Here is a 13,398-nt window from a genome sequence, read left to right as displayed (position 1 = left end):
GGCGCGCTAAGGTCAGGGCAGGCAGGGCAAGGCAGGCGCGATATGACATTCCAGGCATTCTCCACGAAAAAACGTCCTGTCCATCTCGGACCCTATCCGCTGGAACGGCTGGAACGCGGGCCGATGCCCGATCTCGCGTCGGTACCGCTTCGCCCGCATCTGTCGTTTCGCCGGCCTGACACGCCCGCCTCGCTCGTCAACGCCATGGACGACTATCAGGCTATGATGGACGCGCTCCGCGACGGGCCCGTGGCCAGGGTGATGTCCGAGATCCCGGCCGACCCCGCCGAGCGCGCCCGGCACCTGAAGGGCTTCGGCTATTTCTCCGACGCGGCCATGGTGGGGATCGGCCCCATGAGCGCGGCCATCCTGCTGGACGACCCTGTGCGCAATCCGGGCATCGACCGGCTGGCCGATGAGCTGCGCACGAAGCAGACCAAGACATTGGCCAGCGGCATCGACATGATCATGGCCGATCTGAAGGAAGCGATGGACGCGCCGCCATCTTCGGTCGAGGGCCATACATTCGGCATCGTCTTCGTCAATGCCGTGCCCCGCGCCCCCTTCGAGGACGAGGAGGGAACCGAATGGATCGACGGCGCGGCTGAGGAGGCCGCAGCCCTTCGCGCAGCCGAGACGGCAGCGGTCATCGCGAACTACCTGCGTATTCTCGGCCACTCGGCCAAGGCGCATACCGCGACCTCGTCCGATATCGATCTTAACCGGATGGCGGTCGCCGCCGGGCTTGCGGCGGTCGAGGGCGATGTGGTTGAAATGCCTTACCTGGGAACGCGCTTTGGTCTCGCCGCCGTCACGACGACGCTCGATCTTGCCACCGACCGCCCCCTCGTTCCGCTCCGCCAGCAGCCGGTGTTTCGCACCCTCGGCCCTGCCTGGTGGGTTGGCGCGGGCTTTCGGAAATCGGTTCTGAACGGCGATCCCTTCCGCCGCCGCCCGTTTCACAAGGGGCCGCACAGGTTCGAGACGCTGAAGCGGGTGGAAAAGCCCACCACCTATATCGACGAGCCCAACGTGGCCCGCGTGCCGAAGCGCACAGACATGTTCGCCCGTGCGCAGTTCGGCGACATGGGCAAACCGCTTCAGGACAACGCAAAGGGCGGATATTACGCACGGAAATCGGCCACGTCCTCGGCCGAGCGGCGCCTCCTCGGCGCCTTCACGTTGTTGCAGGACGGTGCGCCTGCCAGCGACGGCGCGCGCCCCGGCGACGCCCGGCAGAATGCGCTGGCGGTCAAGGCGGCCTGTTACTTCCTTGGGATCGACGCGGTGGGCCTCAGCCGGTGCCCCGACTGGGCGTGGTATTCCCATGATGCCACTGGCGCGCCGATCACGCCGCGCCACGATCAAGCGATTTCCATGATCGTCGATCAGGGCTTCGAGACGATGGAGGGCGCGTCCGGCGACGACTGGATCAGCGTCGCGCAGTCGATGCGCGCCTACCTGCGCTTTTCGCTTCTGGGCGGTGTGATCGCGCGGCAGATCCGGAACCTTGGATACTCGGCAAAGGCCCACACGGTGATCGACGGCGAGGTGCTGCAACCGCCCCTCTTGCTCTTGTCGGGGCTGGGCGAGGTCAGCCGCATTGGCGAAGTCATCCTCAACCCGTTCCTCGGACCGCGCCTGAAATCGGGTGTCGTGACCACCGACATGCCCATGGAGCATGACAAACCCATCGACTTCGGGCTGCAGAAGTTCTGCGAGGGCTGCAACAAATGCGCCCGTGAATGTCCCTCGGGCGCGATCACTGCCGGGCCGAAGCTGATGTTCAACGGCTATGAGATCTGGAAGTCTGACAGCCAGAAATGCGCCACCTACCGGATCACGACCGATGGCGGCGCGATGTGCGGGCGCTGCATGAAGACCTGTCCGTGGAATCTCGAAGGAATCTTCTCGGAGAAACCTTTCCGGTGGGCGGCGATGACGCTTCCGCAAAGCGCCCCTGTTCTGCAACGGATCGACGACGCCATGGGGCGGGGCGGGCTGAACCCGGTCAAGAAATGGTGGTGGGATCTCAAGCTGCAGGAGGACGGCGCTTATCGGCCGACCGAGCATCCCGTGAACGAGCGCGGCCTGCAGACCGATCTCGACCTGAAATACGAGGATCAGACGCTGGCCGTCTACCCCGCGAACCTCGCGCCGCATCCATGGCCCTATCCCTTCCCGATGGACCGCGAGGCAGGGATCGAGGCCTATCAGGCCATGGTCACGGCCGAGGTCTATCGCGAGCGGCTGAAGGAGGGCGACGAAAGCGTCATCCACCGCTACACCGCGGCGGGTGAAAGCCCGGTCCTGAGGGTCGAGGTGACGAAGGCCGAGGTCATGGCGGACGGCGTGACCAAATACGAGTTCCGCAGTCTCGATGGCAGCGATCTGCCGGAATGGGAGGCGGGCGCGCATCTGGATATCGTCGTCGCGCCCGAATTCCTCCGGCAATACTCGATGTCGGGCGATCCGGCGGACCGCTCGGTCTACCAGATCGGGGTCCTGCGCGAGGATATGGGCCGGGGCGGGTCGGCGCTTCTGCATCGCATCTTCACGCCGGGCCGGAAGGTCTTCATCTCGCGTCCGATCAACCATTTCCCGCTGGTCGAGGACGCGGCGCATTCCTTCCTGATGGGGGGCGGGATCGGAGTGACGCCGATGATCGCCATGGCGCACAGGCTGCACGCGCTTGGCCGTCCCTTCGATCTGCATTACTCGATCCCGTCGCGAGCGTCGGCGGGCTATCTCGAGGATCTCGCCTCCGTGCCTTGGGCCGACCGGGTGCATATCCATGTCTCGGACGAGGGCACGCGGATCGACCTGGCCGCGACCTTGCCGCAGTTTACCGATGGCCAGCATGTCTATACCTGCGGCCCCGACCGCTACATGTCCGCCGTAATGGAGGCCGCCGAGGCCAAGGGCTTTCCCGAAGACGCGCGGCATCTCGAATACTTCTCGGTCCCCGAACTGCCGGAGTATGAAAATCACCCGTTCAAGGTGCGGCTGGCGCAAAGCGGGCGCGAGTTCGAGGTGCCCGCCGACAAGTCGCTGTCGGATGTTCTGGTGGCCAACGGCTATGCCATCGACATCAAGTGCTCGGACGGGATTTGCGGGGTCTGCAAGTGCGGTCTGGTCTCGGGCGAGGTCGAACATCGCGACTTCGTTCTGTCCAAAGCGCAGCGCGAGGGCGCCATCATCACCTGTCAGAGCCGTGCCGCCGAGCCAGACGGCGTAATCGAGATCGACCTCTGATTTTCTGCGGCGAGGTCGCAAACAGACATTTTCCCGGAGCGTTCGGCATGTGATCGCCGGTCGCCCTGCTAGGCTTAAGGCAGAGGCGGGGCGAGAAGGGGCGGGCGATGCGGACGGATGCGCAGGCTATTGTGATCGGGGGCGGCGTCGTCGGCTGTTCGATCCTCTACCACCTCACCAAGATGGGCTGGACGGACGTTGTTCTTCTGGAACGGTCCGAACTGACCAGCGGGTCCACGTGGCACGCGGCGGCGAATATCCACGGTCTGCATGACAGCACGAATATCTCGCGGCTTCAGCACTATACGATGCAGCTTTACAAGTCGCTCGAGGCCGAGACCGGACAGTCCTGCGGGGTGTTCCAGCCCGGGTCTCTTTACCTCGCCCAGACCGAGGAACGTGAGCACCAGTTGCGCCTGCAAGAGGCAAAGGCGCGGCGCTATCGCATGGCGTTTCACGAAGTCAGCCGGGACGAGGCCGAACGCTTGCACCCGCTCGTCGATTTCACGGGCGTCCGCTGCATCATGTTCGAGCCCGACGGTGGCAATGTGGACCCGTCCGGCGTCACCCACGCCTACGCGGCGGGCGCGCGGCAACGGGGTGCCGAGATCCACCGCTTCACTCCCGTCACAGGGACCGAAGCGCAGCCGGACGGAACGTGGATCGTCCGCACCGACAAGGGCGACATCCGCACGCCCTGGGTCGTGAATGCCGCCGGTCTCTGGGCGCGCGAGGTGGCGGCTCTTGGGGGGCTCGAATTGCCGCTGATCCCGACCGAACACCAGTATTTCGTCACCGAGACCATCCCCGAGATCGCCGGGCTCGACCGGCGGCTGCCGTCGGTCGCGGACCGGGATGGCGAATACTACCTCCGGCAGGAGGGGCAGGGGCTGTTGGTCGGCGCCTATGAGCGTGACGTCCGCTTCTGGGCCGAAGACGGGACGCCGCAAGGCTTCGGACATGAGCTTTTCCCAGACGATCTGGAACGGATCGAGGACAATATCATGCGCGCCATCGACCGCGTGCCCGCTGTGGGCGCGGCGGGGATCAAGCGGGTGATCAACGGCCCTATGATCTGGTCTCCGGACAGCGCCGCGCTGTTCGGGCCGGTCCCCGAGATGGACGGATACTTCTGCGCCTGCGGGATCATTCCGGGCTTCAGTCAGTCTGGGGGCCTGGGCAAACTGGCCGCCGAATGGATGGTCGAGGGCGAGCCGACGCTCGATCTATTCGGCTGGGACATGGCGCGGTTCGGCGCATGGGCGGGCAAAGCCTTCACCAAGGCGCGGGTGGGTGACCAGTATGCGCACCGCTTCAAGATCCACTTCCCCGGCGAGGAACGTGACGCCGGGCGCCCCGTTCGCACGCGCCCGGTCCATGCCGATCAGAAATCGCTCGGCGCGGTCTTCGGGCTGAACTATGGCTGGGAGCATCCGCTCTATTTCGACGCCAATACGCCCGACAGCGCGGGGTTCACCCGTCAGCCGTGGTGGGAGAGCGTAGGCCGCGAGGCGCGGATGCTGCGCGACCATGTCGGCGTGATCGACATCTCGAACTTCGCCAAGTACCGGGTCAAAGGACCGGGGGCCGAGGACTGGCTGAACGCGGTTTTCGCCAGCCGGATGCCAACCAAGGTCGGCCGCTCCTGCCTGACCCCGCTCATCGGCAGGCGGGGCGGGATCGCCGGGGACTTTACCGTGACGCGGCTGGACGATCAGGAATTCTGGGTGATCGGCTCGGGTATGGCCGAGCGCTTTCACCAGCGCTTCTTTCGCGCCGTCCCGCTGCCCGAAGGAACAGAGTTCACGTCGCTCACCGAAGCGGTCGCCGGCTTCAACGTTGCCGGTCCGCGCGCGCGGGACGTGCTGTCGGGCCTCACCAATGCCGATCTGTCGAACGCGGCCTTCCCGTTCTTCCGCTCAGGCCGCATCACCGTGGCGGGGGTGGACTGCGTCGCGCTTCGTGTGTCCTTCACCGGCGATTTCGGCTGGGAACTGCACGCCGCGGAAGCCGATCAGCCCCGGCTCTATGCCGCTCTGATCGATGCGGCCCGAAGACATGACGGCGGGCCGGTGGGGTCGCGGGCGCTGATGTCGCTGAGGGTCGAAAAGGGCTACGGGTCCTGGGGACGGGACTACAGCCCCGAATACTGGCCGCAGGAATGCGGGCTCGACGGGCTGATCCGGGCGGATAAGGACTTTCTCAACAAGGACGCGTGGCAGGCGATCCGAGATCGCCCCGCTCGCGACCGGATGGTGATGCTCCGCATTCAGGCGGTGGATGCCGACGCGACAGGTGGCGAGCCGGTCTTCCTCGCCGATGGCACGCCGGTCGGGCAGGTATCGTCCGGGGCCTACGGCTATTCTGTGGGGATGTCCCTGGCGCTTGCCTATGTCGCGGCGGACCATGCCGCGCCCGGAACGGAGCTGTCCGTCGCGATCCTCGGGCGCCCGCACCGGGCGGTGATCCTCGACGCGCCGCCCTTCGACTCCGAGGGGAAACGGCTGAGAGGCGCCGACTAGGCGCGCTCTTCCAGAAAAGCCCGCATCCGGTCGAGCGCGCGCTCGATGTTCTCAAGGCTGTTTGCATAGCTGAGGCGGATGAAGCCTTCCCCCAGAATGCCGAAATCGGGGCCGCCGATGGTGGCGACACCGGCCTCTTCCAGAAGGGCCGAGGACAGCGCCTTGGCCTTCATCCCGGTCCCGGTGATGTTTGGGAACGCATAGAAGGCCCCCTTCGGCACAGCCGCCGACACGCCGGGCAGCGCGTTCAGCCCGTCTACGGTCGCGCGGCGGCGGACGTCGAAGGCGCTTCGCATCTGGGCCACATCGTCCTGCGTTCCTGTCAGTGCGGCGATGGCGGCGTATTGCGCGGGCGCGTTCACGCAGGACCAGCAATTGACGGCGAGTTTGCGCGCCTTGTCGTACAGACCATCGGGCCAAACCGAATAGCCCAGCCGCCAGCCGGTCATGGCATAGGTCTTGGACCAGCCGTTGAGCAGGATCAGCCGGTCCCGGATCTCGGGGTATGACAGAAGCGAGACGTGCGCCTCGCCCTCATAGAGCAGTTGGTCATAGATCTCGTCCGACATGATCGCGACATCCGGACAGTCGGCCAGTCCCGCCACCAGCGCGTCGTATTCCGCCTTTGGCGTGACGCCGCCGCAGGGGTTGCCGGGCGAGTTGAGGATGATGAGACGGGTCTTGGCGTTGATGAGCGACAGGATTTCTTCGGCCGAGGCGGCGAAGCCGTTTTTCTCGCGTATCGGGATCGGAACCGGGGTGGCGCCGGTGAACTCGATCATCGAGCGGTAGATCGGAAAGCCGGGGTCGGGATACAGAATTTCGGACCCCGGTTCGCCCATCATCAGGATGGCCGCGAACATCGTCACCTTGCCGCCGGGCATGATCATTACACGGTCAGGATCGACCGTTGCGCCGTAGCGGCGGTCGAGGTCCATCGCGACCGCCTCGCGCAGCGGCAGGATTCCGGTGGCAGGCGTATAGCCATGGGCCCCGTCGCGGAGCGCCTTGACCGCCGCTTCGACGATATGTTCGGGGGTCGGAAAGTCTGGCTGGCCGATGCCGAGGTTGATGATATCGCGGCCCTGTGCGGCCAATGCCGTGGCGCGCGCCAGAACGGCAAAGGCGTTTTCCTCGCCGATGCGGTCGAATCCGTCGAATGTCTTGAGCATGTCGTTCATCCCCCCTCGTCAGATCGAGACATAGCGGCCAGGGGGGCAGAGCGCCACGGCCCTTGTGGCGCTGAGTGTCAGGTCGGCAGGTGCTGGTGCCTTACTTGCGCTTGGCGGCCTGAGGCTGTGCGGCGGCGGCGCTGCGCGGCACGGGGTTCAGATGAACGATCAGAGTGGTCTTGGCGATATGCATGAAAAGCGTAGCACCGGTCTTGGCTGGCCGGACGGTCGCTTTCGGAAAGGCGATGACGGACATGGCGACGGGACTCCTGATACTCCGGTCGTACAGATGACAAAGGAATGTGACAGGAGGTTGGCACGGGAGAGGTATTTTTTCGGTTAACCGATCGAGCGCAACCGTCAGGGCAGGACCAGAAGCCAGAGCCAGACCGACAGGAGCGAAGCCGCCGTCGCGATCAGGACGGACGAGGCCGCGACCCGGCGGGCGGCCCCGTACATGTTGGCGAAAATATAGGTGTTCACGCCCGGCGCCATGGCGGCCGTGACAACGGCAGACCGCATCGCATCGGTCCCGAGCCCGAGGAACGACCCGATGCCAAACGCGATCCCCGGGTGCACGACAAGCGAAATGGCGCAGACCATCAGGATGGTCTTGATGTCGCCCTCCGGCTTGTAGCGGAACAGAACACCGCCAAGGCCGAACAAGGCCGCCGGAATGGCCGCGCGCACCATCAGGTCCACCGCGTCCAGCAGGACGCCAGGAAGCGTGACGCCGGACAGGTTGACCATCATCCCGAGGGCGATGCCGATCACAAGGGCGTTGTGGAACATGGCGTTGACCACGCGCGGGGCCGTAAGCCTCAGACTGCCGCCGCCGGCCCGCGCGATCTCCATCGCCGTGACCCCGATCAGGTAGCCGATGGGCGCGTGGACCGCGATGATCGCATAGTTGCCGGCAAGCGCCTCTGATCCATAGGCGCGCTCGGTGATAGGCAGCCCCAAAAGCACCGTGTTCGAGAAAAGGCAGCAGAACCCGATCGCCACCGCATCGCCCCAGTTCCGGTCGAAGAACAGACGCGCGCCGGTCATGCCTATTATGAAAGAGATGATTGCGCCTGCGTAGAAGCTGATCAGAAGGGGCGCGTTGAAATTCGCGCTCAGGTCCAGATCCGAGATCGCCCGGAACAGCAGGCACGGAATTGCGAAGTTCTGGGTAAACCTTACAAGCCCATCGACCGCCGCGTCGCTGAAGAGCCCCTTCCAGACAGCGAAATACCCGAAGCCAAGGACCAGAAAGACCGGAAGGATGACTTCGATAAGGGCCTGCATTCAGTCCGCGATCTCGAAGGTCAGCCCGTCATAGGCGGGCTCGACATGGTCCGGGGTCTCGTCCAGCACCGTCTGATAGTCGAGATCGATATGCATGTTGGTCAGGATCGCTCGGCGGGGTGCGACACGCTCGATCCATTCGAGTGCCTGCGCCAGATGCGCGTGGGTCGGATGCGGCGTCCGGCGCAGCGCGTCGATAATCCAGACGTCCAGCCCGTCGAGCATGGGCCACGCAGAATCGTAAATTTTCGAAACATCAGGTAGATATGCGACGTTCTTTATCCTGAAGCCAAGCGCGTCGATGGAGCCGTGATCGACCTTGAAGGGCGTCAGCGTCACGGGGCCGCCCGCGCCGTCGATGGTCACCGGTCCGTCGATCGTGTGCATGTCGAGGATCGGTGGATAGGGCGAGCCTTCGGGCTGAATGAAGGCATAGCCGAAGCTGCCGTAAAGCCTCTCCTGCGTTGTCCCGTCTGCCCAGACCGCAAGCCGCTCCCGCTGGTTGAAGACGATCATGCGCAGGTCGTCGATCCCGTGCACGTGGTCGGCGTGGCCATGGGTATAGGCCACGGCATCGAGGTTCCCGATCCCGGCCTCCAGAAGCTGGTGCCGGAGGTCGGGAGACGTATCTATCAGCACGCGGGTCGTGCCCGCCTCGGTCACGCGCTCAACCAGCATCGAGCAGCGCGTGCGGCGGTTCTTCGGGTTCTCCGGGTCGCAGTCGCCCCAGAGCCCGCCCAGGCGCGGCACGCCCCCGGACGAGCCACAGCCCAATATGCGAAAGCTCAGCCGCGCCATGCCGCCGCCTTGGAGAAGAGCCGGCCGAAGTTCTCTTCGGTCCGGCGCGCGAAGTCTTCATAGGCCAGACCGAAGACCTCCGCGCCCACGCGCGCAGTGTCCGCCACGAAAGCCGGCTCGTTCCGCTTGCCGCGGTTGGGAGGCGGCGCAAGGTAGGGGGCATCCGTCTCGACCAGAATGCGGTCCACCGGCGCAGCAGCGAAGATGTCACGCAGCTCCCGGCTTTTGGGAAAGGCGGCAATGCCGCTCATCGACAGGTAGAAGCCAAGCTCAAGCGCGGCCTCGGCCAGCGCCGCACCGGAAGAAAAACAATGCATGACGCAAGCGTAGGCGCCCGCGCGGAATTCTTCGCCGAGAATACGCGCCATGTCGTCGTCGGCGTCACGAGCGTGGATAATGAGCGGCAGCCCGGTCCGGCGCGCGGCCTCGATGTGGATGCGGAGGCTCTCCTGCTGAACCGCCTTGGTTTCGGCGGTGTAGTGATAATCAAGCCCGCTTTCCCCGATGCCCACGAATTTCGGGTGCTGGGCGAGCGAAACAAGCGCTTCGACCGTCGCCATGGGTTCGTCATGGGCGGACATCGGGTGCGTTCCGGCGGCGTAGAATACGGGGGCATGAGCCTCGGCCAGAGCACGCACCTGCGGTTCCTGCCGGAGACGGGTGCAGATCGTTACCATGCGGTGGACACCCCGTTCAGAGGCGCGCGCGATCAGGTCCGCGACCTCGCCCTCGAACTGCGGAAAGTCGAGGTGGCAATGGCTGTCGGTTATCCGGGGGGTGCGCTCCATGCGCTTCGTATCGACGCTTTGACCGGAAGGGTCAAGGATGCCGGGCGACCGCATTCGCGGCCAGGAAAAAATCGGTGAGCAGGCTCTGGGCATCGACGTTCACCGCACGCCCGTGATCCAGCCGTGCTCTGGCCGTGTTCTGAAATCCGGCCCATGCCTGGGCCGCGCCGTGGTCCGGGGCAAGCGCACGAAGAATGTCGGTCTCGCCTTGGAAGATTTCGGCGTCCGGCATCAGCCCGGTGCCCGCACGCGCGATCCGGGAGACAGCGACATCCAGCAGATCGCGCGTCACTTCAAGCCGCTCTTCCGCGCCTCGCGCCGCGGATTTTTCCGCGATTCTGAGGGCGGTGGGCCGGTCAAGGCGCGGCATCGTGCCGAAAAGCTCCAGAAGCTCGCGATAAAGCGCAGGCCCATCCACGGCGATCAGCCGCATGGCCCGCCCGACGGACCCGCCGGCGAGTTCCGCCAGCGCCTCGGCGCGCCCGTCCTCTGCGCCGGCGGCGGCCAGCGCCAGCGCCATATCGGCGGCGGAGAGCGGTTTCAGACGCAACTCGCGGCAGCGGGACCGGATCGTCGGCAAAAGACGGCTTGGCTGATGGCTGATCAGAAGAAGTACCGCGCGTTTCGGAGGCTCCTCCAGGAGTTTGAGAAGCGCATTGGCTGCGGAGGTATTCATTTCGTCGGCGCTGTCGACGATGACCACACGGCGGCCGCCTTCGGCTGCGGAGAGGCCGAAGAATCCACCGAGCTTCCGCACCTCGTCCACGGTGATCTGACTTTTCAGCTGCTTCCCGTCGTCGGACACACCGCGCCGGATCAGCATCAGCCCCGGTTCGGAAAGCGCCACAATGCGACGGCTGACCGGGTGCTCCGGATCAAGGTCAAGGGTACGAACGGGGGCAGGGGCCGGTGCATCCCCGAACAGGCCCGGCCCTGCGTCATCCTCGGCCTCGGGCGGAGCGGCCAGCAGATGCCGCGCGATCCGCCATGCCAGCGTTGCCTTGCCGGTGCCGCGCGGTCCGCTCAGAAGCCACGCATGGTGCAGCTTGCCCGATGCCATGGCGTCGAGAAATTGTGCTTCGGCCTGCCCCTGACCGAACAGAACCTGCGTTTCGCGGGGGTGCGGCGCGCCCGGGGCGCGGTCGGGCTCGGGCAGGTCGCTCATGCGTCCACCGCCTTGAGCACGTCGGCGGCCACCTCGTCGGCCGGGCGGTTGCCATCGATCAGGCGGCAGCGAAGGCCGTGCTCTCGAGCGAGGTCGAGAAACCCGGCGCGCAGACGCCGCTGGAAGTCGAGCCCCATATCCTCGAACCGATCCTCGCCCGAGGCACGGGCCAGACCGCGGTTGAGCGCGATCTCGGGGTCCATATCGATAACCAGCGTCAGGTCCGGCTCGCGCGAGATCACCATGTCGTGGAGACGGTCCACGAGATCGCGCAGATCTCCGCGGGCCGCCCCCTGATACACCCGTGTCGAATCCGCGAAGCGGTCCGAAATCACCGTGGCGCCCCGGTGGAGCGCAGGCGCGATTGTGGTCTCGAGATGGTCCCGGCGCGCGGCGGTGAAGAGAAGGATCTCGGTTTCCGGCGACCAGCGGTCGGGATCACCCTCGACCAGAAGTCTCCGGATTTCCTCGGCGCCCGGCGCACCGCCCGGCTCTCGGGTCAGAACGATGTCATCGCCGCGCGACCGCAGGGTGTCGGCCAGACGTCTGGCCTGAGTCGATTTCCCCGACCCGTCGATACCCTCGAAGGTGATGAAGCGCGCGCCTGTCATGTCAAAGGCTCTGCACCGGCCGGACGGTCTTGTCAAACCCGCTATCCGTGAGGGGCGCTGCCCCTCACACTCCCCGGAGTATTTCTCCCAAGAAGAAGAAAATTTGAGTCAAATTTGCGCTTCGCCTGTTCCGAAATATCCCGGGGAGCGCGAGGGGCTGGCCCCTCGCGGCGGCCCCTGGCGGTCAGAACCCGGCCGGGGTCATTCCCATTCGATCGTGCCCGGCGGCTTCGAGGTGATGTCATAGGTCACGCGGTTGATCCCCTTGACCTCGTTGATGATCCGCGTGGCCGTCTCGCCCAGGAAATCGTGGCTGAACGGATAGTAATCCGCCGTCATCCCGTCTACCGAGGTCACGGCGCGCAGCGCGCAGGCATAATCATAGGTCCGGCCGTCGCCCATCACGCCCACTGTCCGGACCGGCAGGATGGCGACGAAGGCCTGCCAGATATCGTCGTAAAGCCCGTGCCGCCGGATCTGGTCGATATAGACCGCGTCGGCTTTTCTCAGGATATCCAGCTTTTCGCGGGTGATCTCGCCGGGGCAACGGATGGCGAGGCCGGGACCGGGGAAGGGGTGGCGGCCGATGAAATGCCGGGGCAGGCCCAGCTCGACGCCAAGGGCGCGCACCTCGTCCTTGAAGAGCTCTCGCAAGGGCTCGACCAGCTTCAGCCCCATTTTCTCGGGCAGACCGCCCACATTGTGGTGCGACTTGATCGTGACAGACGGCCCGCCCGAGAAGCTGACGCTCTCGATCACGTCGGGATAGAGCGTCCCCTGCGCGAGGAACCGCGCGCCCTCGATCTGATCGGCGTATTTCTGGAACACGTCGATAAAGAGCCGCCCGATGATCTTCCGCTTTGTTTCGGGGTCCGAGACGCCTTCGAGCTCGCCAAGGAACAGTTCCTGCTCCTCGGCATGGATCACCGAGAGGTTCATGTGGTCGCGGAACATGCCCACGACCTCTTCGGCCTCGTTCAGGCGGAGAAGCCCGTGATCGACGAAAACGCAGGTCAGCTGGTCGCCCACCGCCTCATGGATCAGCGCCGCCGCGACCGAGCTGTCGACCCCGCCGGACAGCGCGCAGATCACCTTGGCGTCGCCCACCTGTTCTCTGATCCTCTGGACCGCCTCCTCGCGATAACTGGCCATGGTCCAGTCGCCGGTGAAGCCCGCCATCCGGACGAAATTCTCGTAGAGCCGTGCGCCACGCGGTGTGTGATGTACTTCGGGGTGGAACTGCACGGCGTAGAAATGCCGTTCCGTATCCGCCGTGATCGCGAAGGGCGCTCCGGGCGAGGTGGCATAGACCCGGAAACCGGGTGCGATTTCCGCCACGTGGTCACCATGGCTCATCCAGACCTGTTCGCGGTCGGTGTCGAACCAGCCTTCGAGAATATCGAGCGGCTCTTTCGGCTGGACGAAGGCCCGTCCGAATTCCGCGGTGCCCTCGCCGCGCTCGACGCGCCCGCCCAGCATCTGCATCATCACCTGCTGGCCGTAGCAGATGCCGAGGATCGGCACGCCCATGTCGAACACCCTGGCCGGGGGCCGGGGCGAGCCCTCGTCGAGCACGCTGGCCGGCCCGCCCGAGAAGATCACCGCGCGTGGGGCGAACGCGTCGAGAAAGGCGTCATCGACATTCTGGAACGGATGGATTTCGCAATAGACGCCAAGCTCGCGCAAACGCCGCGCGATGAGCTGGGTCACCTGGCTGCCGAAATCGATGATGAGAAGGCGGTCATGAGAGGCGCTGGTCATGTTCGCTCATTAGAAGGACGGCGCCGGTCGCGCAAG

Annotated in this window: 10 protein-coding genes; 2 read left to right on the top strand and 8 right to left on the bottom strand. The window is 65.3% G+C overall.

Annotated elements, in window-relative coordinates:
* Positions 1 to 42 precede the first annotated feature (42 nt).
* Together GQ651_RS05410 and GQ651_RS05405 are read left to right on the top strand one after the other, a co-directional pair.
* Positions 43 to 3,255, top strand: a complete 3,213-nt coding sequence (locus GQ651_RS05410; protein ID WP_160763161.1) for a 2Fe-2S iron-sulfur cluster-binding protein — start codon at positions 43 to 45, stop codon at positions 3,253 to 3,255.
* A gap of 107 nt (positions 3,256 to 3,362) precedes the next feature.
* Positions 3,363 to 5,777, top strand: a complete 2,415-nt coding sequence (locus GQ651_RS05405; RefSeq protein WP_160763160.1) for a GcvT family protein — start codon at positions 3,363 to 3,365, stop codon at positions 5,775 to 5,777.
* On the opposite strand, the gene GQ651_RS05400 is transcribed toward GQ651_RS05405, so the two are convergent.
* The 8 genes from GQ651_RS05400 to guaA all read right to left on the bottom strand — a co-directional run bounded on the left by GQ651_RS05400 (position 5,774) and on the right by guaA (position 13,362).
* Positions 5,774 to 6,958 (bottom strand): pyridoxal phosphate-dependent aminotransferase, encoded by a 1,185-nt coding sequence (locus tag GQ651_RS05400; RefSeq protein WP_319637328.1) that lies wholly within the window; start codon positions 6,956 to 6,958, stop codon positions 5,774 to 5,776. The genes GQ651_RS05405 and GQ651_RS05400 overlap by 4 nt on opposite strands.
* A 91-nt stretch (positions 6,959 to 7,049) precedes the next feature.
* On the bottom strand, positions 7,050 to 7,205 hold the full coding sequence (locus GQ651_RS05395) for a hypothetical protein (protein ID WP_160763159.1): 156 nt from the start codon (positions 7,203 to 7,205) through the stop codon (positions 7,050 to 7,052).
* A 104-nt stretch (positions 7,206 to 7,309) separates the two neighbouring features.
* Entirely contained in the window at positions 7,310 to 8,239 is a 930-nt protein-coding gene (locus GQ651_RS05390; protein WP_160763158.1) for an AEC family transporter, read from the bottom strand.
* Positions 8,240 to 9,037 carry an MBL fold metallo-hydrolase gene (locus GQ651_RS05385; RefSeq protein WP_160763157.1) on the bottom strand — a complete coding sequence of 266 codons (798 nt, stop codon included), beginning with the start codon at positions 9,035 to 9,037 and terminating at the stop codon, positions 8,240 to 8,242.
* Positions 9,025 to 9,825 carry a TatD family hydrolase gene (locus GQ651_RS05380; protein ID WP_160763156.1) on the bottom strand — a complete coding sequence of 267 codons (801 nt, stop codon included), beginning with the start codon at positions 9,823 to 9,825 and terminating at the stop codon, positions 9,025 to 9,027. Before GQ651_RS05380 ends, GQ651_RS05385 begins: the two co-directional genes overlap by 13 nt.
* Positions 9,826 to 9,856: 31 nt before the next feature.
* A complete protein-coding gene (locus GQ651_RS05375; RefSeq protein WP_160763155.1) occupies positions 9,857 to 10,990 on the bottom strand; it encodes a DNA polymerase III subunit delta' in 1,134 nt (377 codons plus the stop codon).
* The gene (gene tmk, locus GQ651_RS05370; RefSeq protein ID WP_160763154.1) at positions 10,987 to 11,601 is read right to left on the bottom strand and encodes a dTMP kinase; all 615 of its coding nucleotides are present in this window, start codon (positions 11,599 to 11,601) and stop codon (positions 10,987 to 10,989) included. The genes GQ651_RS05375 and tmk overlap by 4 nt, the downstream gene beginning before the upstream one ends.
* Positions 11,602 to 11,802: 201 nt before the next feature.
* Positions 11,803 to 13,362 carry a glutamine-hydrolyzing GMP synthase gene (guaA, locus tag GQ651_RS05365; RefSeq protein ID WP_160763153.1) on the bottom strand — a complete coding sequence of 520 codons (1,560 nt, stop codon included), beginning with the start codon at positions 13,360 to 13,362 and terminating at the stop codon, positions 11,803 to 11,805.
* Between the last annotated feature and the right edge of the window lie 36 nt (positions 13,363 to 13,398).

Origin of the sequence: Kangsaoukella pontilimi, from assembly GCF_009830125.1 — a bacterium.
Lineage (GTDB): Bacteria > Pseudomonadota > Alphaproteobacteria > Rhodobacterales > Rhodobacteraceae > Kangsaoukella > Kangsaoukella pontilimi.
The sequence above is the reverse complement of the archived record's forward strand: the minus strand, read 5'-3'. Positions and strand labels throughout refer to the sequence as shown.